Raw genomic sequence first — 21,846 nt, forward strand, 5'->3', positions numbered from 1 at the left:
GCAGGTCGGGCCGCCGGTCGTGATTGTGCCTTGCTACGAGAGCGGTGCATCTCCGTAGGGCTGTAGCTCGGGGCGCTTGGCCGGCCGGCCGTCGCCGGAGGAGCGGCCCGTCAGCCGGCGGCCGATCCAGGGGAGCAGGTGCTGCCGGGCGAAGCTCAGGTCCTGGGCCCGGCGTACCGCCCAGCCGGGCGGTTTGGAGGCCGGAAGCTCGCCGCGCCAGTCGAGTGTGGCGGGCAGGCCCAGCGTCTGCCAGACGGCCTCCGCCACCCGACGGTGGCCCTCCGCCGTCAGGTGCAGCCGGTCGGCGTCCCACATCCGGGGGTCTGCGAGCACGGGAGCCCCGTAGAGGTCGACTACCAGTGCGCCGTGCCGGGCCGCGAGCTCGTCGATGGTGGTGAAGAGCTGTTCCATGCGGGGGCGGAAGCGTTCCATCACCGGCCCGCTGCGTCCCGGGGAGCGCATCAGGACGAGCTGCTTGCACGAGGGCGCGAGCAGTTCCACGGCCGCCTCCAGATGGTCCCGGACCAGCCCCATGTCCACCTTGGGACGCAGGGCGTCGTTCAGCCCGCCCACCAGGGTGACCACGTCCGCGCCCATCGCGGCCGCCACCGGGGCCTGGTCCTGCGCGATCTGCCCGATGAGCTTTCCCCGGACGGCGAGGTTCGCGTAGCGGAAGCCCGGCTCGCGCGCCGCGAGACGGGCGGCCAGCAGGTCGGCCCAGCCCCGGTAGGAGCCGTCCGGCAGGAGGTCGGACATGCCCTCGGTGAAGGAGTCGCCGACCGCGACAAGACTGGTGTAAGAGGCATTCATCTCCATGGCCGAGTGATGTTACCGCGCGGTACCCCTGCCCCGCAGGGCCGGGGACCCGTGCTCCCGCCGTGCCCTACGCGGAGGCAGGTCGTCCGAACAGCTCGCGCAGCACGTCTTCCATCGTCACCAGCCCCGTCATCGCGCCCTCCGCCCCGAGGACGGCTGCCAGGTGGGTGCGGCTGCGCCGCATGGCGGTCAGTACGTCGTCCAGCGGGGTCTCCGCCCGTACCTGCGCGATCGGGCGCAGCGCCGACGCGGGAAACGGCTCTTCGCGCGACTCCCCGTCCGCATCCAGGGCGTCCTTCACGTGCAGGTAGCCCAGGATCCCCTGCTGCGCATCGACCACCGGGAAACGGGAGTACCCGCTCTCGGCCGACAGCCGCTCCAGCCCGGCCGGCGTGACGCCCTCACGGGCCGAGATCACCCGTTCCGCCGGCAGTACCACGTCGTTCACCGGCCGGCGGCCCAGTTCCAGGGCGTCGTGCAGGCGCTCGCTGGCCCGGTCGTCGAGGAGCCCGGCGTCACTGGAGTCCTTCACCATCCGGGCCAGCTCGTCGTCGGAGAACGTCGCCGCGACCTCGTCCTTGACTTCCACCCGCAGCAGCCGCAGCAGGGCGTTGGCGAAGGCGTTGATCGTGAAGATCACCGGCCTCAGCGCCCGGGTGAGCGTGACCAGCGGCGGCCCCAGCAGGAGTGCCGTGCGCACGGGCTCCGACAGAGCCACGTTCTTCGGGAGCATCTCGCCGAAGAGCATGTGCAGATACGTCGCCAGGGCCAGTGCCACCACGAAGGAGATCACGTGCGTCAGCCCGGACGGCACCCCGACCAGGTCGAACAGCGGGGTCAGCAGATGGGCGATGGCCGGCTCGGCCACCACGCCCAGCACCAGTGTGCACAGGGTGATCCCGAGCTGCGCCGCGGCCATCAGGGCCGACACGTGTTCCAGCCCCCACAGGACGGCACGGCCCCGCAGGTCGCCCTGCTCGGCATACGGTTCGATCTGGCTGCGCCGGACCGAGATCAGCGCGAACTCCGCGCCGACGAAGAAGGCGTTCAGGACCAGCGTCGCCAGGCCGATCACCAGCTGGACCACGGTCATCGTGCGTCCTCCGTCCCGTCCGCGGACCCGGCCGACCCGGCGGGCCCGAAGGGCGCGTGCAGCAGCACCCGCGCCGCCCGGCGTCCGATGTCGTCCACCACGTCCAGCCGCCAGCCGTCGAGCTCCAGACTGTCGCCGACGGCCGGGATCCGGCCCAGCTCGGTCGCTATCAGGCCGGCCAGGGTCTCGTACGGGCCGTCCGGCACCCGCAGCCCGATCCGCCGAAGCTGGTCGGTGCGGGCGGCACCGTCGGCGGAGTACAGCCGGCGCCCGGCGGCGTCCGTACCAGCCGGGGCCAGGTCCGGGGTCTCGTGCGGGTCGTGTTCGTCGCGCACCTCGCCGACGACTTCCTCGACGATGTCCTCCAGCGTCGCCACGCCCGCCGTGCCGCCGTATTCGTCGATGACCACGGCCATGGTCTGCTTGCCGGACAGCCGGTCCAGCAGGCGGTCCACGGTCAGCGACTCCGGTACCAGGAGGGGTTCGCGCAGGAGCTGCGAGACCGGGCGGCGGCGCCGCTCCTCGGCGGGCAGGGCCAGGACGTCCTTGATGTGGACGGTGCCCACGACGGTGTCCAGGCTGCCGCGGTACACGGGGAAGCGGGAGAGGCCGGTGGCCATTGTCGCGTTCGCCACGTCCTCGGCGGTGGTCTGCACGTCGAGGGCGGTGACCTGGACGCGCGGCGTCATCACGTTCTCCGCGGTCAGGTCGGCCAGGTTCAGGGTGCGGACGAACAGCTCGGCCGTGTCCTTCTCCAGGGCGCCCTCCTTCGCGGAGTGCCTGGCCAGGGCGACCAGCTCCTGCGGGGTGCGCGCGGAGGCCAGCTCTTCGGTCGGCTCCATCCCGAAGCGGCGCACGAGGTGGTTCGCCGTGGTGTTGAGGTGGCTGATGAGCGGCCGGAACGCCCGGCTGAAGACGCGCTGGAAGGTCGCCACCCGCTTGGCGATCACCAGGGGGGAGGAGATGGCCCAGTTCTTCGGCACCAGTTCGCCGACGACCATCAGGACGACGGTGGACAGGGCCGTTCCGAGGACCAGGGCCGTGGACGAGGCGGCGCCCGCGGACAGCCCGGCGGCCTCGAAGGGGCCCTGCAGCAGGGCGGCGATCGACGGCTTGGAGATCATGCCGATGACCAGGCCGGTCACGGTGATCCCGAGCTGGGCGCCGGAGAGCTGGAAGGTGAGGGTGCGGACGGCCGCGAGGGCGCTGTCGGCACCGCGCTCACCGCGCTCGGCGGCCCGTACGAGCTCGCTGCGCTCGACGGTCGTGAGGGAGAACTCGGCCGCGACGAAGACGCCGCAGGCAAGGCAGAGCAGCAGTGCCACGACGAGCAGGAGCACCTCGGTCATCGGTCGATCACCTCCGTCCCATGGTCGGCCAGGAGGAGGCGGATCGCGCGACGTCGCGGCGACGCGGAAGGTCGAGAACTCGGGGGCTCGCCCATGGGCGGACGCTCACACACCTTTCCGTCGAGTGGATCCGCTCCTGACGGCAAAGGAACGGCAAAGCGGATGGGGAACCCTCCCCGCGTCGTGCGGCCGGAGGGTGGGATGCGGGCATGAGCGATCTTCACATAGGCCCGGCCTCGGCCGGGGATCTCGGTGCCGTACTGGAGTTCTGGAAGACCGCGGCCCAGGGGACCAGCATCAGCGATGACCTCGCGGGCGTCGAGCAGCTCCACGAACGGGACCCGCAGGCGCTGCTGCTGGCACACCGCGACGGTGAGCTGGTCGGGACGGTGATCGCGGGCTTCGACGGCTGGCGCTGCCACCTCTACCGGCTCGCCGTGCACCCGGGGCACCGGCGGCGCGGTACAGGCCGCGCACTGCTCGCCGCCGCCGAGGAGCGGTTCGCCGCGCTCGGCGGGCGGCGGGCCGACGCGATGGTGCTCGACGGGAACGAGCGGGCGCACCCGGCGTGGGAGGCGGCCGGGTACGGGCCGCAGGAGGCGTGGACGCGGTGGGTGAAGCCGCTCGCCCCGCCGGCGGGGCCGTAGCGGTCCGGGGCCGCGTCCCCGGACGGTCCGGTGCGAGGCCGTGGTGGAGGGCTCCGCCCACCCCGCGTCGGCGGAGCGCGATGGCCGGCGCTCCGCCCCGGGCTCCGCGCCGCGCAGGCCGGCCGGGCTCGGGGTCCCCGGCGGTGCCGCACAGCCGGACCCGGTGCCCCGGGCCGGGCTCGGGGTCCGGAGGGCCAGCCCTTCCCCTGCGGGTGCGGCGGTCAGGCGCCGGCGGGGACGAACGCCGGCGGGGACCAGGTGGTGAGGAAGGACTGCGACGACCAGGTGCCCGAGAGGGGCGGGGCCAGCCAGGAGGGGGCCGCGGCGCGGAAGCGCTCGGGGGGCAGGGTGCCCGAACACTCCGGGACCGCGCCCAAAAGCGGCAGCTCCGAGGACCTCGGGAGGTCCGCCAGGTTGCAGCGGGCCGCGAGGTCCGGGGAGTGCGGCCAGCTGCCGACCACCACACCCAGCGGGGTCAGACCGCGGACCCGCAGGGCTTCCGCCGTGAGGGTCGTGGAGTTGAGGGTGCCCAGACCCGCCTGGGCGACGATCAGGGTCGGGGCGTCCAGCAGGCGCGCCGCGTCGGCCAGCGTGTGGCCCGCCTCGTCGAACTGCACGAGCAATCCGCCCGCACCTTCCACCAGGACCAGGTCGTGATCCTCCGACAGCCGCCGCGCGGCCTCCGCGATCTGCGCCGGGGCCAGTGTCGGCAGCCCCGCGCGACGGGCGGCCGTGTCCGGAGCCAGGGGCTCCGGGTAGCGGGCCAGTTCCATCGCCGTCACGGAGGGGCCGGCGAGCCGTGCCACCTCCGCCGCGTCCCCCGGCTCCTGCGGACCGACACCGGTCTGTGCGGGCTTGAGCACCGCCACCGAGCGGCCGGCCGCCACGGCCGCCGCCGCAACGGCAGAGGTGACCACGGTCTTGCCGATCTCCGTGCCCGTCCCGGACACGATCAGTACGGACATCTGCGCCTTCTCAGCCTTCCTGGGCCGCCGCGCACACCGCGCGGCAGATACGGGTCACGTCCGCGTCGCCCGTGACGAACGGCGGCATCACATAGATCAGGTCCCGGAAGGGCCTCAGCCACACGCCCTCGCGCACCGCCGCCCGGGTGGCCGCGACGACGTCGACCTCGTGGTCCAGCTGGACCACGCCGATGGCGCCCAGGACCCGTACGTCCCGCACACCGGGGATCCCGGCCGCGGCCGCCAGGCCCTCGCGCAGCCCCGTCTCGATCCGCTTGACGTCGAACGCCCAGTCCTGGCCGAGCAACAGTTCCACGGAGGCCAGCGCCACGGCCGTGGCCAGAGGGTTCCCCATGAAGGTCGGTCCGTGCGCCAGCACCGGGACCTCGCCCTGGGAGATCCCGTCCGCCACCCGCTCCGTGCACAAGGTCGCCGCCAGCGTGAGGTAGCCACCCGTCAGGGACTTGCCCAGGCACATCACGTCCGGGGTGACTCCGGCGTGGTCGGCCGCGAAGAGCGCGCCGGTACGGCCGAAACCTGTGGCGATCTCGTCCAGGATCAGCAGGACCCCGTACTCGTCGCACAGTTCGCGCAGCACCCGGAGGTGGGCGGGGTGGTGGAAACGCATGCCGCCCGCGCCCTGCACCACCGGCTCCACGATCACGGCGGCCAGCTCGTCCGCGTGCGTGGCGATCATGCCGCGCAGGTGGTCGGCGTACGCGGGATCCACGGGCGTGTCGAAGCCGCCCGGCGGGGCGTCCGCGAAGACCTGCCGCGGCAGGTGGCCCTGCCACAGCTCGTGCATGCCGCCCTCCGGGTCGCACACCGCCATGGGCTGCCAGGTGTCCCCGTGGTAGCCGCCGCGCCAGGTGAGCAGCCGGGTCTTGCCGGTGCGCCCGAGCGAACGCCAGTACTGGAGGCACATCTTGACGGCGACTTCGACGGAGACCGAACCCGAGTCGGCGAGGAAGACGTGTTCCAGTCCGGGCGGGGTGATCTCGACGAGCTTCGCCGCGAGCCGGACGGCGGGCTCATGGGTGAGCCCGCCGAACATCACGTGCGACATGCGCCCGAGCTGCGCGGTCACTGCCTCGTTGAGCACCGGGTGGTTGTAGCCGTGGATGGCCGACCACCAGGAGGACATGCCGTCGACCAGCTCGTCGTGACCTTCCCCCTGGGACGGGTCGGCGAGCCTCAGCCGCACCCCCGTGGCGGAGGCGATGACCAGCGGCTCCTGCCGTCCGGGCATCGGGCCGTACGGGTGCCAGACGTGCTGCCGGTCCAGCGCGAGCAGTTCCGCACCGGCCGACCGCGGGTGGGACCGGTCAGGCATTGGGCGCGATGTCCGTCCCCGCGCCGCGGCGGCGCACCGCCACCAGGTCCGACCGCAGCTCGCCGGGCCCGGCCTGGGCCGGCTGCTCCGGCACCGGCGCGGCCTCCGCGTGCGGGTGCCCCGAACAGCCGCCGCACGCCGATCCGCAGCCCACGGCGTCGTCGGCCCCGGCCGCGCCCGAACCGCACACCGAGGCACCGCCCTGAGAACCGCAGCCGCCGGAGGGGGCCGCGTCGGCGGCGTCGGAGCGGTGCGCGGGAAGGGTCGTCGTACCGGCGCCCTCCACCTCGAAACCGGCGTCCGCGATCATGTCGAGGTCGGCCTGGCCGGCCTGCCCCTCACTGGTGAGGTAGTCACCGAGGAAGATCGAGTTGACGATGTTCAGCGCCAGCGGCTGCAGCGAGCGCAGGTGCACCTCGCGCCCGCCCGCCAGCCGGACCTCGACGTCGGGGCAGACGAACCGCGCCATCGCCAGGATCCGCAGGCAGCGCTGCGGGGTGAGGTTCCACTCCTTGGCCAGCGGCGTGCCCTCGAAGGGGATCAGGAAGTTGACCGGGACCGAGTCGGCGTCCAGCGCGCGCAGCGAGAAGACCACGTCGACGAGGTCCTCGTCGGTCTCGCCCATGCCGGCGATCAGGCCCGAGCAGGCCGACAGGCCCGCCGCGTGGGCCTTCTCCACGGTGTCCACGCGGTCGGCGTAGGTGTGGGTCTTGGTGATCTGGCCGTAGGTGGCCTCGGAGGTGTTCAGGTTGTGGTTGTAGGCGTCTGCGCCGGCCTCGCGCAGCTTCTCCGCCTGGCCGTCCGAGAGCAGACCGAGGCAGGCACAGACCTCGATGCCCTCGTTCTGTTCCTTGATCGCCTCGATCGTCTTGCCGACACGCTCCACGTCGCGGTCCGTCGGCCCGCGGCCGCTCGCCACCAGGCAGACCCGCTTGGCCCCGCCCGCAACACCCGCGGCGGCGGCCTGGGAGGCCTCCTCCGGCTTGAGCCACGTGTACTTGAGGATCCCGGCCGTCGAGCCCAGCCGCTGGGAACAGTAGGAGCAGTCCTCCGGGCACAGGCCCGACTTCAGGTTGACCAGGTAGTTCAGCTTGACCCGACGCCCGAACCACTGACGGCGCACCTTGCCGGCCGCGGCCACCACGTCGAGCAGTTCGTCGTCAGAAGTCGCCAGTACGGCGAGCGCTTCTTCGCGGGTCGGCAGCTCGCGCCGCAGCCCCTTGTCCACCAGGGTGTTCAGCAGGTCCATGGAGCTGATCCTGGACCACTCGACCCATCCCGGCCAAGGAGAGATCGCACAACATGGCCGGATGGGTGTGTGTGTATCACCACACCTGGCGGACACGTCGCGGCGGCTAGGGTCGGGCAGGCCTGTGGACTGCCGACAAAACACGAGGACATGCCGATGCCCCAGCACACTCCCGATCCCGCGGACGTCTTCGCCTGGATCGACGCCGCGGAGCGGGCACGGGAGCATGCCGGGCTGGTCCGCACCCTGCGCCCCCGGCCGCCGGTGTCGCCGCTGCTGGACCTCGCGAGCAACGACTACCTCGGCCTGTCCCGGCACCCCGAGACCGTCCGCGGGGCCCGCGAGGCGGCCGAGGGCTGGGGCGCCGGGGCCACCGGCTCCCGCCTCGTCACCGGCACCACCGAACTCCACGCGGAACTGGAACGGGAGCTCGCGGCCTTCTGCGGGTTCGAGGCCGCGCTCGTCCTGTCCTCCGGATACGCGGCCAACCTCGCCGCGGTGACGGCGCTCAGCGACCGGGGCACGCTCGTCGTCTCCGACGCCGGCAACCACGCCTCCATCGTCGACGGCTGCCGACTCTCGCGCGCCGAGACCGCGGTGGTCGCGCACGCCGACCCGGACGCCGCGCGCAAGGCGCTCGCCGCGCACGCGGGCCGGGCCCTGCTGGTCACCGACTCGGTGTTCTCCGTCGACGGCGACGCCGCTCCGCTGGGAGCCCACGCGGCCGTGTGCCGGGACGTGGGAGCGGCCCTGCTCGTGGACGACGCCCACGGACTGGGCGTATTGGGTGAGGGCGGCCGTGGTGCGCTGCACGCCGCCGGGCTGGCCGGCGCGCCCTACGTGGTGGCCACCCTGACCTTGTCGAAGTCGCTGGGCAGCCAGGGAGGTGCCGTGCTCGGCCCGGCCAAGGTGATCAGGCACCTGGTCAACACGGCGCGCACCTTCATCTTCGACACCGGGCTGGCCCCGGCCGCCGCGGGAGCGGCACTGGCGAGCCTGCGCCTTCTCCGGCGGGAGCCGGAGCGCGCCGACCGGGCTCGCGCGGTGGCCGACCGGCTGTACGGGAGGCTCACTGCCGCCGGGCTGACCGCGGCCCGGCCGGACGCGGCCGTGGTGTCGGTGCGTGCCCCGTCGGCTCCGGAGGCGCTGCGCTGGGCCGCCGACTGCCGCGAGGCGGGTCTGTCCGTGGGGTGCTTCCGCCCGCCGTCGGTGCCGGACGGCATCTCCCGGCTGAGGTTGACCGCCCGGGCCGACCTGACGGGGGAGGAGATCGATCGGGCGGTCACGACGATCGTCGCCACCGCGCCTGCCGGGGCCGCGCCGTAGGGCGGGTCGTGAACGCCGTGCCTGCCCTACGGTGCCCGGCACGCACGCCCGCCGCGTGGTCGGGATCGTCCGAGTACGCCCGGTACGGGACGGTCCTGCGCCGTGCGAGCGCACGCACCGGACGCCGCGGGGCCCGTCCCTCGGGCGGACGGCGCCACTGTCGCCACACGCCCTGAGAGGGCCGCTGCCGTGGCCGCGAAGGTCCACCGGGTCACGTCACGAGGCGGGGTCCGCGCCCCCGCTGGGACCGCCCGGCGGGTGGCCTGCGGCGCTGTGCGGTGTGCTGCCGCGGCCCGGGCCTTAGGCGGACGCGGGCGCCCCGGTCCGTACGGAGGCGAGGAAGCCGTCCCAGGCCGGGCCGGTGAAGAGTACGGCCGGGCCGTCCGTCCGCTTGGAGTCGCGGACGGCCAGCAGGCCGCCGCCGAGGACGGCCGCCTCCACGCAGTTGTTCATTCCGGTGCTGCGGCTGCTGCGCCGCCACCGCGGAGCTCTGATCAGAAGTCCGCCGGTGCTTAAGGGGGTTGCGGACACGGGGGTGCCTCCTCTACGCGTCGTCAGCGAGTGAGCTGATGAGTTCACAAGAGTCCTGGGGCGGCAGGGCGTGCGCCTGAATGGTGCGGAACGCGGCGCCGTACGCCTCTAGGTCTTCCTTCCGCTCCAGATAGAGGCTACTCGTCAAATGGTCGAGTACCACCACATCCAGATCGGAGATGTTCGTAAATGAGAAAATGACGAACGGTCCGGTGAGGCCGAGATGGCCACCCACACTGAACGGCAGTACCTGGACGTTCACCTGGGGGAGCTGTGCCACCTGCGCCAGGTGCCGCAGCTGCTCCGCCATCACCCCGGGCCCGCCGATCTGGCGGCGCAGCACCGCCTCGTCCAGCACCGCGCTCAGCTCCAGCGGCGGATCGGCCCGCAGTACCGCCTGCCGGGCCAGTCGTACGTCGACCAGCGCGTCCACCTTCGGTTCCGGAAGCCCGCCGAGCGCGGCCCGGGTCACGGCCCGTGCGTACTCGGGGGTCTGCAGCAGCCCGGGCACCACCGACAGTTCCACCGTACGGGCGGACCGGGCTCCCGCCTCCAGGCTGATGAAGTCCCGGTACTCCTGGGGCAGCAGCCCCCGGTAGTCGTGCCACCACTGCCGTCCCCGCCCCGTGTCGCCGCCCGTTCCGGGGCCTGCGGCCGAGGCGGACAGGGCCTCCAGCAAAGCGCGTTGCTCCGGGCTCACGACCTCCCCGTAGGCGTCGAGGAGCAGCCGGATGTCCTCCGGTTTCACGCCGCTGCGGCCCGTCTCGATGCGGCTGATTTTCGACTGGTGCCATCCCACGATCCGGGCGGCCTCACCACTGGTGAGGCCCGACCGGTCACGCAGGGCACGCAGTTCCTCGCCGAGCTTGCGTCGGCGCACCGCGGGACCGTGCTGCACGCCCGCCTCCTTCCACCGGCGCAGGTCGCACCAGTTTGCCGTCCAAATACGTTCTTCCGTAGCAGAGTTCACTGCATCGGGCGACAGATATATGCAGATCTTTGGGGAAAAGCAGATGTGGCGGCACGATGGGTGGCAGTCTGGCGTCCAGCACAGATCCGGGGCGATTCCGCTCCGGTGGGAAAGGGACGTCGCCATGGCAGACCACCAGGAAGCATCCATCACTCTGCCGAGCGATCCCGCCTCGGTGGCCGCTGCCCGACGCTATGTCGGGGAGGTGCTGGGCGCATGGGGGCTGCCCGAAGACGCCGAGGCCGCGGACAGTATCCGGCTGATCGTCTCAGAGCTCGCCACCAACGCCGTGCAGCATACTTTCGGCCAGTCGCCGACCTTCACCGTCGACCTCCGTCTGGAGCGCGAGGAGTGGCTGCGGGTCGGGGTGACCGACAGCTGTCCGCGCCGGCCCAAGCGGCTTCCGGCCGCCGTCCAGCAGGACAACGGCCGCGGGCTGGTCATCATCCGCTGGCTCGCCGTGGAGGCGGGGGGCCGGCTCTCGGTCACCCCCGCCGAGGACGGCGGCAAGACGGTCTGGATCGCGCTGCCCTGGACCGCGGCCGCGCCGGCCGCCGCCAGGGGCTGCTGACCGCAGGTCGCACCGCCGAACCCACCACGAACGCCGGGCGGCCCTCGGGCCCCCGGCGTCTTCCGTATACGGAAGTCCCGGCCGGCGGGCCGCCGGCCCGAACCGGGTGCCTTCCCGAAACGTGGGTTAACTCTGCGGAAAAGATCGGCCCATAGCGTGGCGGGCACGTGCGTCCGCCATTGATCACCCATCGGCCGGTAAAGCCGCGGTCGGCGCAACGGAAAGCCTTCCCCTGCGTTGGGCAAGAGACGCTTGGGTCGGAAATGCGCAGGTCAACAGAGTGTTGAACGCCTATAAGGTCACCTCGGCGTGAAGTCGATCTTGTCCCGGAAGCATGGTGATACGAGTGCAACTGACACCGCACGAACAGGAGCGACTGCTCCTCCACGTGGCCGCGGACGTGGCCGAGAAGCGGAGGGCGCGCGGAGTGCGCCTGAACCATCCCGAGGCGGTGGCGCTGATCACTTCGCACATCCTCGAAGGGGCCCGCGACGGCCGGACGGTGGCCGAGCTCATGGCCTCCGGCCGCACCGTGCTGACCCGGGCCGAGGTCATGGAGGGGATCCCCGAGATGATCCACGACGTGCAGGTCGAGGCGACCTTCCCGGACGGCACGAAACTCGTCACGGTCCACGACCCCATCGTCTGACAAGGAGTACCCCCGCATGATCCCCGGCGAAATCGCCTTCGGGGAGGGCCCGGTACTGCTCAACGAGGGCCGCCCCGTCACCCGTCTCACCGTGCTCAACTCCGCCGACCGGCCCGTCCAGGTCGGCTCCCACTACCACTTCGCCGAGGCCAACCCCGGCCTCGACTTCGACCGTGCCGCGGCCCACGGGCTGCGCCTCAACGTCCCCGCCGGTACGGCCGTCCGCTTCGAGCCGGGCATCCCGGCGGCGGTGGAACTCGTCCCGCTGGCGGGCTCGCGGACCGTACCGGGACTGCGCGGCGAGACCGGAGGGCCGCTCGATGGCTGAGATCTCCCGCCAGGTGTACGCCGACCTCTTCGGGCCGACGACCGGCGACCGGATCCGGCTCGCCGACACCGACCTCTTCGTCGAGATCGAGCAGGACCTCGGCGGCGGCCCCGGCCGCTCCGGCGACGAAGCCGTCTTCGGCGGCGGCAAGGTCATCCGCGAATCCATGGGCCAGGCCCGCACCACCCGCGCCGAGGGCGCACCCGACACGGTGATCACCGGGGTCGTGATCCTCGACCACTGGGGCATCGTCAAGGCCGACCTCGGCATCCGCGACGGTCGGATCTGCGGCATCGGCAAGGCCGGCAACCCCGACACCATGGACGGCGTCGACCCGGCACTGGTCATCGGTCCCGAGACCGAGATCATCGCGGGCAACGGGAAGATCGTCACCGCCGGGGCCATCGACGCCCACGTGCACTTCATCTCCCCGACCGTCGTCGACGAGGCCCTCGCCTCCGGGATCACCACCCTGGTCGGCGGCGGTACCGGACCGGCCGAGGGCACCAAGGCCACCACCGTCACCCCCGGCCCCTGGCACCTGGCCCGGATGTTCGCGGCGCTGGAGGCCTACCCGGTCAACATCGGCCTCCTCGGCAAGGGCAACACCACCTCGCGCGAGGCGATGCACTCCCAGCTGCGGGGCGGAGCCCTCGGATTCAAGATCCACGAGGACTGGGGAGCCACCCCCGCGGCCATCGACGCCTGCCTCGGCGTCTGCGACGAGACCGGCGCCCAGGTCGCCATCCACACCGACACGCTCAACGAGGCGGGCTTCGTCGCCGACACCCTCGCGGCCATCGCCGGGCGGACCATCCACTCCTACCACACCGAGGGCGCGGGCGGCGGGCACGCACCCGACATCATCACCGTGGTCTCCGAGCCGAACGTCCTGCCCAGCTCCACCAACCCCACCCGGCCGCACACCGTCAACACCGTCGAGGAACACCTCGACATGCTGATGGTCTGCCACCACCTCAACCCGGCCGTCCCCGAGGACCTCGCCTTCGCCGAGTCCCGCATCCGACCCTCGACGATCGCCGCCGAGGACGTGCTGCACGACCTCGGCGCCATCTCCATCATCTCCTCCGACTCCCAGGCCATGGGCCGTGTCGGCGAGGTCGTGCTGCGCACCTGGCAGACCGCCCACGTGATGAAGCGGCGACGCGGATTCCTCCCCGGCGACGGACCCGCCGACAACCACCGGGCCCGCCGCTACGTCGCCAAGTACACGATCAACCCCGCCGTGGCCCAGGGGATCGCCCGCGACGTCGGCTCGGTCGAGACCGGCAAACTCGCCGACCTGGTGCTGTGGAACCCTGCCTTCTTCGGCGTCAAGCCCGAGCTCGTCATCAAGGGCGGCCAGATCGCCTACGCGCAGATGGGCGACGCGAACGCCTCCATCCCCACCCCGCAGCCCGTCCTGCCCCGGCCGATGTTCGGCAGCCACGGCCGCGCCCCCGGCCTGAACTCGCTGAACTTCACGGCCCAGGCCGCGCTCGACGACGGCCTGCCCGAACGGCTCGGACTCGGCAAGCGGTTCACCGCCATAGAGAACACGCGGAAGGTGACCAAGGCGGACATGCGCAACAACGACGCCATGCCGCGGGTCGAGGTCGACGCCGACACCTTCACCGTCACCATCGACGGCGAAGCGATCGAACCGGCGCCCGCCGCGGAACTGCCCATGGCCCAGCGCTACTTCCTCTTCTGATGGGGTCCGCCACATGAGCCTCGCCGCGCTCCTCGTCCTCGCGGACGGCCGGTTCCCCGCAGGCGGCCACGCCCACTCCGGCGGGGCCGAGGCCGCCTGCAAGGCCGGCCGGATCCACGACGCCGCCACCCTGGAGGACTTCTGCCGCGGCCGGCTGCACACCGCCGGGCTCACCGCGGCGGCCCTCGCCGCGGCGGCCGCCGTCGGGCTCGACCCCGCCGTGCTCGACTCCGCGGCCGACGCCCGCACCCCGTCGCCCGCCTTGCGCACCGCGGCGCGGCGGCTGGGCCGCCAGCTGCTGCGGGCCGCGCGGGCCACCTGGCCCGACCCCGGCCTGGAGCAGCTGGCCGCGGCGTTCCCGCGCGGCGCCCACCAGCCCGTCGTGCTCGGCCTCACCGCCCGGGCGGCCGGGCTCGGGCCGCTCGACGCCGCCCACGTGGCGGCGTACGAGAGCGTCGGCGGACCGGCGACCGCCACCGTGCGGCTGCTGGGCCTGGACCCCTTCGAGGCGAGCGGGGTGCTGGCCCGACTCGCCCCCCAGCTCGACGCGGTCGCGGCCCGGGCCGCCGAGGCCGCCCACCAGGCCCTGCTGGACGGGCCAGGAGCCCTGCCCGCGGCCTCCTCGCCGCTGCTGGAGATCACGGCCGAGGTCCATGCCGACTGGCCGGTCCGGCTGTTCGCCTCCTGACCGACCGCCGCACCCCTTCGACCCCCGGGAGCCCCCGATGCACCTCGACCACGCCGTCACCCCCACCCACCGGCACACCCACAGTGCCGAACCGCTGCGCGCCGACGGCACCCGGCGCGCCCTGCGCATCGGCCTCGGCGGCCCCGTCGGCTCCGGCAAGACCGCCACCGTCGCCGCCTTGTGCCGCGCCCTGCGCACCGACCTCTCCATGGCGGTCGTCACCAACGACATCTACACCCGCGAGGACGCCGAGTTCCTGCTCCGCGAGGCGGTCCTGCCACCGGAGCGGATCAGCGCCGTGGAGACCGGGGCCTGCCCCCACACCGCCATCCGGGACGACATCTCCGCCAACCTGGAGGCCGTGGAAGAACTGGAGGAGGCCTTCCGCGGACACGCCCCGCTGGATCTGATCCTCGTCGAGTCCGGCGGCGACAACCTCACGGCCACCTTCTCCCGGGGCCTCGTCGACGCCCAGATCTTCGTCATCGACGTGGCCGGCGGTGACGACATCCCGCGCAAGGGCGGGCCCGGCGTCACCACCGCCGACCTCCTCATCGTCAACAAGACCGACCTCGCCCCGCATGTCGGATCCGACCTCGGTCGGATGGCCCGCGACGCCGCCGAACAGCGCGGAGACCTGCCCGTCGCCTTCCAGTCGCTGCGCGGCCCCGAAGGCGTGGCCCCGGTCGCCGGATGGGTCCGGGAGCGGATCGCCGCCTGGACCGCACGGTGACCACGGCGCCCCCCGCCCCCCGGCCCGCCGCCGGAGTACGGGCCACCGCCCGCATCCACGCCGTGGCCGACGGGCGGGGCGGGACCGCGCTGCCCCTGCTGGCCGGGGAGGGCCCGCTCGCCCTGCGCCGCACCCGCGGCCGGGAGGCCGAGGCGGGGGTCGTCCTCGTCGGAGCGATGAGCGCCCCGCTGGGCGGCGACCACCTCACGGTCCGCGCCACCGCAGGACCCGGGGCCCGGCTGTCCCTGGCCTCGGCGGCGGCCACCCTGGCCCTGCCCGGCCGGGACGGCGAACCCGCCCGCTACGACGTGGAGCTGGACCTGGACGACGATGCCTCGGTGCGGTGGCTGCCGGAGCCGCTCGTCTCGGTCCGCGGCAGTGACCTGCGGGTGCGCACCCAGGTCCGGCTGGCCCCTACCGCGCGCCTGCTGCTGCGCGAGGAGCAGGCGCTGGGACGCCACGGGGAGCCGCCCGGTCTGCTGCGCAGCCGCCTCACCGTCACCCACGGCGGCCGCCCGCTGCTGGACCAGGAGCTCGCCTGCGGCCCCGGCGCACCCGGCGGCTGGGACGGCCCGGCCGGCCTCGCCGGACACCGGGCCGTCGGCCAGCTCCTCGTCGTGGACCCCGCCTTCGCGCAGGACCCGCCGCCGGCCGCGGTGCTGGGAGAGTGCGCCGTCGCGACCCCGCTCGCGGGTCCGGCCGTCCTGGTGACGGCCCTGGCCGGGGACGCCCTCCGGCTGCGCGAGGTCCTCGACGCGGCCTGCCGTACCTATCACCGCTGACGCGGACGACCCGGCCACCGTCGGCCGTACCCGGCCACCGTCGGCCGTACCCGGCCGTACCCGGCCGTTCGGCCGCCGCGGCGCAGACCCGTGAGGAGGGGCAGGCTCAGCGCGTGCTGCGCCGGGCCCTCTTGCGCGCCTGCTCCTCCTCGGCCTTCACCTCGGCCGCGTACCGGTCGACGTACTCCTGCCCGGAAAGGCCGAGGATCGCGTACATGATCTCGTCGGTGACCGCCCGCAGGACGGCGCGCTCGCCCTCCATGCCGGCGTACCGGGAGAAGTCCAGCGGCTCACCGAAGCGGATCGTCACCCGCCGGATGTTGGGGATCTTCTGGCCGGGCGGCTGGATCTCGAAGGTTCCCACCATCGCGCAGGGGATGACCGGCACCCCGGCGCCCAGGGCCATCGCGGCCACCCCCGCCTTGCCCTTGTACAGCCGGCCGTCGTGCGAGCGGGTGCCCTCCGGGTAGATGCCCAGCAGCTCGCCCCTGGCCAGCACGCCCAGCCCCTCGCGCAGGGCGGCCCGGCCGGCGTCCTTGCCGGACCGGTCCACCGGGATCTGCCCGGCGCTGCGGAAGAACGCCGCGGTCAGCCGGCCCTTGACTCCCGGACCGGTGAAGTACTCGGCCTTCGCGAGGAAGGTGATCCGACGCGCCAGGATCGCGGGCATCAGGAAGTGGTCGGAGAACGACAGGTGATTGCCCGCGACGATCGCGGCGCCCTGCGCGGGGACGTTCTCCAGCCCCTCGATCCGCGGCCGGAACAGCAGCCTCAGCAGAGGTCCGAGGAGCACGTGCTTGAGCAAGTGGTAGAACACCAGGCCGCTCCTGTCGGTATCCCGTCGTCACGGCCATTTTACGGACGGTGAGCTCCGGGACGAGGGGCGGCGGCGGCCTTCCTCAGGTACTGCGTGAGGCGGCCATCCCGGCGGTCAGAAGCCCCAGCACCACCCAGCCGAACCACAGCCAGCCGTTGCTGCCGAGGACCACCGAGTACGTGGCGACGGCCACCAGTGCGGCGAAGGTCATCACTGCCATCGCCTTAACGGATCCGGTCATGCCCCATGGTGGCGCGCCGGAGCGGGATCGCGCTACCGGCCACGCGCCTGAAGCGAGGCGAGATACGCGTTGTACGCCTCCAGCTCCCGGTCGCCGTTGCGGTCCGCGGCCCGGTCGGAGCGCTTCGCGGTCCGCTGCTCGGAGTGGTACCACTGGTAGATCAGGGCGATCAGGACCAGTACCGAGGGGATCTCGCTGAAGGCCCAGGCGATGCCGCCGCCCCACTGCTGGTCGAGCAGCGGATCGATGCCGAGGGATGCGGGCGGGTTCGCGTACGTCTTGATCATCGGCTGGCTCGCCATCATCAGGGCGATGCCGAAGAAGGCGTGGAAGGGCATGCCCGCGAAGAGCTCCAGCATCCGCATGACATAGCCCGGACGGTGCGGACCGGGGTCGATGCCCATGATCGGCCAGAAGAAGATCAGACCGACGGCGAAGAAGTGGACCATCATCGAGATGTGCCCGGCCCGGCTCTCCATCAGGAAGTCGAAGAGCGGGGTGAAGTACAGCGCGTAGAGGCTGGCGATGAACATCGGGATCGTGAACGCCGGATGGGTGATCACCCGCATGTACCGGCTGTGCAGCAGCGCCAGCAGGAGCTCGCGCGGCCCCTTGCGCCCGCGGGCGGCGGGCGGCAGGGCGCGCAGGGCCAGCGTCACCGGGGCGCCCAGCAGCACCAGGATCGGGGTGACCATGCTGATCACCATGTGCTGGACCATGTGCACGCTGAACATCACCATGCCGTAGTCGTTCAGCCTGGTGCACATCACGAGGAGCACGGTCAGCACGCCCAACGTGAAGGCGATGGTGCGGCCCGGCGCCCAGGAGTCCCCTCGCCGGCGCAGCCGCAGCACGCCCCACCCGTACAGCGCCAGCCCGAGCAGGGAGCCGAACAGGAAGAACGCGTCGAAGGAGAACTCCAGTCCGCGCCCGAGAGTGAACGGCGGCAAGTCCATGTGCAGGTCCATGCCGTGCCCGCTGTGGTCCATCTGTTCACTCCCTCGACTGTGCTGCCCCACCACAGTAGTGCCGCCCCCGTACGCTCGTGCGCGCGGGGGCGGTCTGTCACAAAAGGGACGTCGGGCAGGGGCGGGAGAACCGTCAGAGAACCGTCTGGGCCTCGGCGTAGCGCTCGGCCGGGACGGTCTTGAGGGTGGAGGTCGCCTCGGCGAGCGGCACCATCTCGATGTCGGTCCCGCGCAGCGCGGTGAGCATGCCGAACTCGCCCCGGTGCGCCGCCTCCACCGCGTGCCACCCGAACCGGGTGGCGAGGACCCGGTCGTACGCGGTGGGCGTGCCGCCGCGCTGGACATGGCCCAGGATCACCGGCCGGGCCTCCTTGCCCAGGCGGTTCTCCAACTCGACGGCGAGCAGGGTGCCGATGCCGGCGAACCGCTCGTGGCCGTAGATGTCCTTGCCCCGCTCCTCGAAGGCCATCGAGCCCGGCCGGGGCTTGGCGCCCTCGGCGACGACGACGATCGCGAACCGCTTGCCCGCGGAGAAGCGCTCGCCGACGATCGCCGTCAGCTCGTCGATGTCGAAGGGGCGCTCCGGCACGACGATGGCGTGCGCGCCGGCCGCCATGCCCGAGTGCAGGGCGATCCACCCCGTGTGGCGCCCCATGACCTCGACGACCATCACGCGCTGGTGCGACTCGGCGGTGGTCTTCAACCGGTCCAGCGCCTCCGTGGCGACCCCGACGGCGGTGTCGAAGCCGAAGGTGACGTCGGTGGAGGAGATGTCGTTGTCGATCGTCTTCGGGACGCCGACGATGGGCAGGCCGGCCTGGGAGAGCAGGTTCGCGGCCTTCAGGGTGCCCTCGCCGCCGATCGGGATGATCGCGTCGAGCCCGAGGTCGGCGACGTGCCCGCGGGCACGCTCGACGCCGTCGCGCAGGTGCGCGGGCTGGACCCGGGAGGATCCGAGGATGGTGCCGCCGCGGGCCAGGATGCCGGCGACGGCATCGAGGTCGAGCTTGCGGTAGTCCGCCTCCAGCAGGCCCTTCCAGCCGTCGTGGAAGCCGATCACCTCGTCGCCGTGATCGACGACGGCACGGTGCACGACGGAGCGGATGACGGCGTTGAGGCCGGGGCAGTCGCCACCGGAAGTGAGCACACCTATGCGCATGGCAGAAGAGACCTTTGCAACGTGGGCCGGCGACCGGACCACGTCGTCCGGTTGGAACTACGGCCACCCTACAAGCGGTTTAGCAGTGCGCTGAACCATCCTCCACATGCTGGTCGCACTCCTCGTACAAAACGACGTCGGCCCGGTCCCCCCAAGGGAAAACCGGGCCGAACACATGATGCGGGGGTCGCCCTGATGAGCGGTTCGCCCGGCTGCTACGCGGGCTGCGTGGCAGCCGCGATGCGCTCCGCGCGCAGCGCCTCGTACCACCGGTCGTCCATGGCCGGGAGCGCGTTCACGTCCAGGGCCAGCTTCAGCAGCAGGTCCGCGATCTGCGGGTTGCGGGCCATCACCGGACCGTGCATGTACGTCCCGAACACCGTGTCGTTGTAGGCGCCTTCGGTACCGTCGCCGGTGCCGTTGCCGCGGCCCATCGTCACCCGTGCGAACGGCTTCGCCGTCGGGCCGAGGTGGGTGACGCCCTGGTGGTTCTCGAAGCCGGTCAGCTGCGGCAGGCCCAGGCGCGGGTCGATGTCCGCGAGGACGTCGCCGACGCACCGCTCGCCCTCACCGCGCACGGTGACGACGTCGAGCAGGCCGAGGCCCTCCTGACGGTGGCCCTGGTCGTTGACGAACTCCTGGCCCAGGATCTGGTACCCGGCGCAGACGGAGAAGACGATCGCGCCGTTGGAGACGGCGCGCTCCAGGCCGCCGTCGCGCAGCAGCCGCTCCGCCGCCAGGCGCTGAGGCCGGTCCTCGCCGCCGCCGATCAGGTAGATGTCGCCCGAGGTGGGGATGGGCTGGTCGCTGCGCACGTCCACGCGCTGCACGTCCAGGCCGCGCTGGCGGGCCCGGCGCTCCACCACGAGGGCGTTGCCCTGGTCTCCGTACGTGCTGAGCAGGTCGGGGTAGACCCACACCAGACGCAGGCTGTTGTCGCTCATGCTCGTGTGTCCTCTGGGGGTATGAGTACTAGTTGCCGACGCGGCGGCGCACGTCCTGGAAGGCGGTGTAGTTGGCGATCAGCTCGATCTGCCCGGGCGGTGCGAGCTGCACGGCCTCGTCGATGGTCTCGCACACCCGGAAGTCCAGGCCGGCGACCTCCAGGCGGACGGCGAGGTCCAGCTTGCGGTCGCCGATCACGAAGATCGGGTGACCGGCCAGGCGCGGGTAGTCGACGTCCCACAACCAGGAGGTGTCGGTACCGTCGGCGCCGCGCGCGTTCACGGAGAGGATCACCGGGGCGGGCGGCGGGTCGATCAGCGAAAACGTTTCGAGCCAGCCCGCGGGGTTCTTCGCGAGCAGGAGGCGCAGCTCGCGGCCCTGGAAGTGGACCACGTCGTAGCGGCCGGCGACCGCCTGCACCTGGTACATCCGCTCCAGCGCGACCTGCGGCGGGACGCCGAAGACGGCGGCCACGGCGGCCGAGGTGGCGGCGTTGGCCTTGTTGGCGCGGCCGGGCAGCTGGAGGTGGATCGGCCAGGCCGAGCCGTGCGGGTCCAGCACGTGGTCGCCGGAGAGCACCCACGTCGGGGTCGGGCGGCGGAAGCCGCACTCGCCGCAGAACCAGTCGTCGCCGGGGCGCTGCATGACACCGCCGCAGGAGGGACACGACCAGGCGTCGTCCTTCCACTCCTGACCAGCCGCGACCCACACCACGTTCTGCGAGGAGGAGGCGGCCCAGACGATCAGCGGGTCGTCGCAGTTGGCGACGATGGCCGCCTTGGAGCCCTGGAGGCCCTCCCGCCACTTCTCCGCCAGCATGCGGGTCTCGGCGGCGCGGTCGAGCTGGTCGCGGGAGAGGTTGAGCAGGGCGATCACCTTGGGGGTGACGTCCCGGGCCACTCCGGCCAGGTACTTCTCGTCGACCTCGATGACGCCGTACTTGGCATCCGAGCCGCCGGCGAGTGCCGAGGTGATGCCCGCGGGCATATTGGCGCCCAGGGCGTTGGAGACGACCGGACCGCTGGCCCGCAGGGCCTCGGCGATCAGTCGGGTCGTCGTGGTCTTGCCGTTCGTCGCGGAGACGAGGACGACGTCGAGGTGTTGCGCCAGCGCGCCGAGAAGATCGGGGTCGAGCCTGAGAGCGACCTTGCCTCCGATCACCGATCCGCTTCCGCGTCCCGCGGCCCGCGACACCGCCGCCGCGGCCTTGCCCGCCGTCACGGCCAGCTTGGCCCGCGGCGAAAGCGGCTCCGTGTTGCCTGCCATCGTCCCTTGTCCTCCTAGCGTCGGTCGGCCCCAGCCTATCCAGTACCTGTCGCAGCCTTGACCGCGGCGCCCCCGCCCCGCCGTCGATCTCCTCCCGCGACCGCCCGTCGTACGCTTACGGCCATGCGACAGCGCCTGATCCCCGGTACCACCGGCCTCGTCCGCACCATGAGCCTGCTGGGTGATCCGGTGCTCCACTCACCCTGCCCGGAGGTCACCGAGTTCGGCCCCTCCCTCGACCGGCTCGTCGAGGACATGTTCGCGACGATGTACGCCGCCGAGGGGGTCGGCCTCGCCGCGAACCAGATCGGAGTCGCCCAGCGGGTGTTCGTCTACGACTGTCCCGATGATGAAGACGTACGGCACGTCGGGCACGTCGTCAACCCGCGTCTGGTGGCGGCCGACGGGGACGAGTTCGTCGGGCCCGAGGGCTGCCTGTCCCTGCCGGGCCTGGAGGCGGGCACGGCCCGCTTCGACCACGCGGTGGTGGAGGGGGTCACCTCGGACGGCGCGCCCGTGCGGGTCTCCGGTACCGGGTTCTTCGCGCGCTGCCTCCAACACGAGTGCGACCACCTCGACGGGACGGTGTACGCGGACCGGGTGACCGGCATGCGGGCCCGCCGTCTGCGCCGGGCGATCGCGAAGGCCCCCTGGGGGGCCGATGCGCAGCGCGGCTGACGGATCTTCCCCGAGGGCGGCCTGCCCC

Annotated in this window: 24 protein-coding genes; 10 read left to right on the forward strand and 14 right to left on the reverse strand. The window is 72.5% G+C overall.

Annotated elements, in window-relative coordinates; all coding sequences use genetic code 11:
- Positions 1-33: 33 nt before the first annotated feature.
- From AW27_RS29300 to AW27_RS29310, 3 genes are all read right to left on the reverse strand, one after another.
- A complete protein-coding gene (locus AW27_RS29300) occupies positions 34-816 on the reverse strand; it encodes an SGNH/GDSL hydrolase family protein (protein ID WP_037929090.1) in 783 nt (260 codons plus the stop codon).
- A gap of 67 nt (positions 817-883) precedes the next feature.
- Positions 884-1,909 carry a hemolysin family protein gene (locus AW27_RS29305; RefSeq protein ID WP_037929088.1) on the reverse strand — a complete coding sequence of 342 codons (1,026 nt, stop codon included), beginning with the start codon at positions 1,907-1,909 and terminating at the stop codon, positions 884-886.
- Positions 1,906-3,258, reverse strand: coding sequence for a hemolysin family protein (locus AW27_RS29310; RefSeq protein WP_037929086.1), 1,353 nt, complete (start codon positions 3,256-3,258; stop codon positions 1,906-1,908). Before AW27_RS29310 ends, AW27_RS29305 begins: the two co-directional genes overlap by 4 nt.
- Positions 3,259-3,467: 209 nt before the next feature.
- Here AW27_RS29310 and AW27_RS29315 point away from each other — a divergent pair, with 209 nt between their 5' ends.
- On the forward strand, positions 3,468-3,905 hold the full coding sequence (locus tag AW27_RS29315) for a GNAT family N-acetyltransferase (RefSeq protein ID WP_037929084.1): 438 nt from the start codon (positions 3,468-3,470) through the stop codon (positions 3,903-3,905).
- A gap of 221 nt (positions 3,906-4,126) precedes the next feature.
- On the opposite strand, the gene bioD is transcribed toward AW27_RS29315, so the two are convergent.
- From bioD to bioB, 3 genes are read right to left on the reverse strand one after another with little or no spacing between them, the layout of a single operon-like run.
- Entirely contained in the window at positions 4,127-4,870 is a 744-nt protein-coding gene (gene bioD, locus AW27_RS29320; RefSeq protein WP_037929082.1) for a dethiobiotin synthase, read from the reverse strand.
- Positions 4,871-4,880: 10 nt separating this feature from the next.
- On the reverse strand, positions 4,881-6,203 hold the full coding sequence (locus AW27_RS29325) for an adenosylmethionine--8-amino-7-oxononanoate transaminase (protein WP_037929078.1): 1,323 nt from the start codon (positions 6,201-6,203) through the stop codon (positions 4,881-4,883).
- Positions 6,196-7,452: a biotin synthase BioB gene (gene bioB / locus AW27_RS29330; RefSeq protein WP_037929076.1), complete on the reverse strand. Its 1,257-nt coding sequence runs from the start codon at positions 7,450-7,452 to the stop codon at positions 6,196-6,198. Before bioB ends, AW27_RS29325 begins: the two co-directional genes overlap by 8 nt.
- 156 nt (positions 7,453-7,608) lie before the next feature.
- Between bioB and AW27_RS29335 the strand changes: the two genes are divergently transcribed.
- Positions 7,609-8,778 (forward strand): 8-amino-7-oxononanoate synthase, encoded by a 1,170-nt coding sequence (locus tag AW27_RS29335; RefSeq protein WP_037929073.1) that lies wholly within the window; start codon positions 7,609-7,611, stop codon positions 8,776-8,778.
- 300 nt (positions 8,779-9,078) lie between these two features.
- On the opposite strand, the gene AW27_RS29340 is transcribed toward AW27_RS29335, so the two are convergent.
- Positions 9,079-9,309: a DUF397 domain-containing protein gene (locus AW27_RS29340; protein WP_037929070.1), complete on the reverse strand. Its 231-nt coding sequence runs from the start codon at positions 9,307-9,309 to the stop codon at positions 9,079-9,081.
- Between the two features lie 13 nt (positions 9,310-9,322).
- Positions 9,323-10,207: a helix-turn-helix domain-containing protein gene (locus AW27_RS29345; RefSeq protein ID WP_037929067.1), complete on the reverse strand. Its 885-nt coding sequence runs from the start codon at positions 10,205-10,207 to the stop codon at positions 9,323-9,325.
- Positions 10,208-10,403: 196 nt separating this feature from the next.
- Here AW27_RS29345 and AW27_RS29350 point away from each other — a divergent pair, with 196 nt between their 5' ends.
- The 7 genes from AW27_RS29350 (at position 10,404) to AW27_RS29380 (ending at position 15,744) form a co-directional block, all read left to right on the forward strand.
- Positions 10,404-10,850, forward strand: coding sequence for an ATP-binding protein (locus AW27_RS29350; RefSeq protein WP_037929063.1), 447 nt, complete (start codon positions 10,404-10,406; stop codon positions 10,848-10,850).
- A 346-nt stretch (positions 10,851-11,196) separates the two neighbouring features.
- A complete protein-coding gene (locus AW27_RS29355; protein WP_037929061.1) occupies positions 11,197-11,499 on the forward strand; it encodes an urease subunit gamma in 303 nt (100 codons plus the stop codon).
- 16 nt (positions 11,500-11,515) lie between these two features.
- Positions 11,516-11,827: an urease subunit beta gene (locus AW27_RS29360; protein ID WP_037929059.1), complete on the forward strand. Its 312-nt coding sequence runs from the start codon at positions 11,516-11,518 to the stop codon at positions 11,825-11,827.
- Positions 11,820-13,541: an urease subunit alpha gene (locus tag AW27_RS29365; protein ID WP_037929057.1), complete on the forward strand. Its 1,722-nt coding sequence runs from the start codon at positions 11,820-11,822 to the stop codon at positions 13,539-13,541. Before AW27_RS29360 ends, AW27_RS29365 begins: the two co-directional genes overlap by 8 nt.
- 13 nt (positions 13,542-13,554) lie before the next feature.
- Positions 13,555-14,229 (forward strand): urease accessory protein UreF, encoded by a 675-nt coding sequence (locus tag AW27_RS29370; protein WP_037929053.1) that lies wholly within the window; start codon positions 13,555-13,557, stop codon positions 14,227-14,229.
- 37 nt (positions 14,230-14,266) lie between these two features.
- Positions 14,267-14,962: an urease accessory protein UreG gene (gene ureG, locus AW27_RS29375; protein WP_037929050.1), complete on the forward strand. Its 696-nt coding sequence runs from the start codon at positions 14,267-14,269 to the stop codon at positions 14,960-14,962.
- Entirely contained in the window at positions 14,959-15,744 is a 786-nt protein-coding gene (locus AW27_RS29380) for an urease accessory protein UreD (protein ID WP_037929463.1), read from the forward strand. Before ureG ends, AW27_RS29380 begins: the two co-directional genes overlap by 4 nt.
- Positions 15,745-15,850: 106 nt before the next feature.
- Here the strand turns inward: AW27_RS29380 and AW27_RS29385 are convergent, their stop codons facing one another.
- The 6 genes from AW27_RS29385 to AW27_RS29410 form a co-directional block, all read right to left on the reverse strand.
- Positions 15,851-16,561 (reverse strand): lysophospholipid acyltransferase family protein, encoded by a 711-nt coding sequence (locus AW27_RS29385; RefSeq protein WP_037929047.1) that lies wholly within the window; start codon positions 16,559-16,561, stop codon positions 15,851-15,853.
- An 82-nt stretch (positions 16,562-16,643) separates the two neighbouring features.
- On the reverse strand, positions 16,644-16,802 hold the full coding sequence (locus AW27_RS29390) for a hypothetical protein (protein ID WP_037929045.1): 159 nt from the start codon (positions 16,800-16,802) through the stop codon (positions 16,644-16,646).
- Positions 16,803-16,834: 32 nt separating this feature from the next.
- On the reverse strand, positions 16,835-17,791 hold the full coding sequence (locus AW27_RS29395; protein ID WP_037929043.1) for a cytochrome c oxidase assembly protein: 957 nt from the start codon (positions 17,789-17,791) through the stop codon (positions 16,835-16,837).
- Positions 17,792-17,903: 112 nt separating this feature from the next.
- Positions 17,904-18,929, reverse strand: coding sequence for a 6-phosphofructokinase (locus AW27_RS29400; RefSeq protein ID WP_037929040.1), 1,026 nt, complete (start codon positions 18,927-18,929; stop codon positions 17,904-17,906).
- 215 nt (positions 18,930-19,144) lie between these two features.
- Positions 19,145-19,873, reverse strand: coding sequence for a type 1 glutamine amidotransferase (locus tag AW27_RS29405; protein ID WP_037929037.1), 729 nt, complete (start codon positions 19,871-19,873; stop codon positions 19,145-19,147).
- A 28-nt stretch (positions 19,874-19,901) separates the two neighbouring features.
- Positions 19,902-21,140 carry a MurT ligase domain-containing protein gene (locus AW27_RS29410; RefSeq protein WP_037929035.1) on the reverse strand — a complete coding sequence of 413 codons (1,239 nt, stop codon included), beginning with the start codon at positions 21,138-21,140 and terminating at the stop codon, positions 19,902-19,904.
- Positions 21,141-21,263: 123 nt separating this feature from the next.
- On the opposite strand from AW27_RS29410, the gene def reads away from it, so the two are divergent.
- A complete protein-coding gene (def, locus tag AW27_RS29415; RefSeq protein ID WP_037929033.1) occupies positions 21,264-21,818 on the forward strand; it encodes a peptide deformylase in 555 nt (184 codons plus the stop codon).
- Positions 21,819-21,846 lie beyond the last annotated feature (28 nt).

The sequence above is a fragment of the Streptomyces sp. PCS3-D2 genome (assembly GCF_000612545.2).
Taxonomy (GTDB): Bacteria; Actinomycetota; Actinomycetes; order Streptomycetales; family Streptomycetaceae; genus Streptomyces.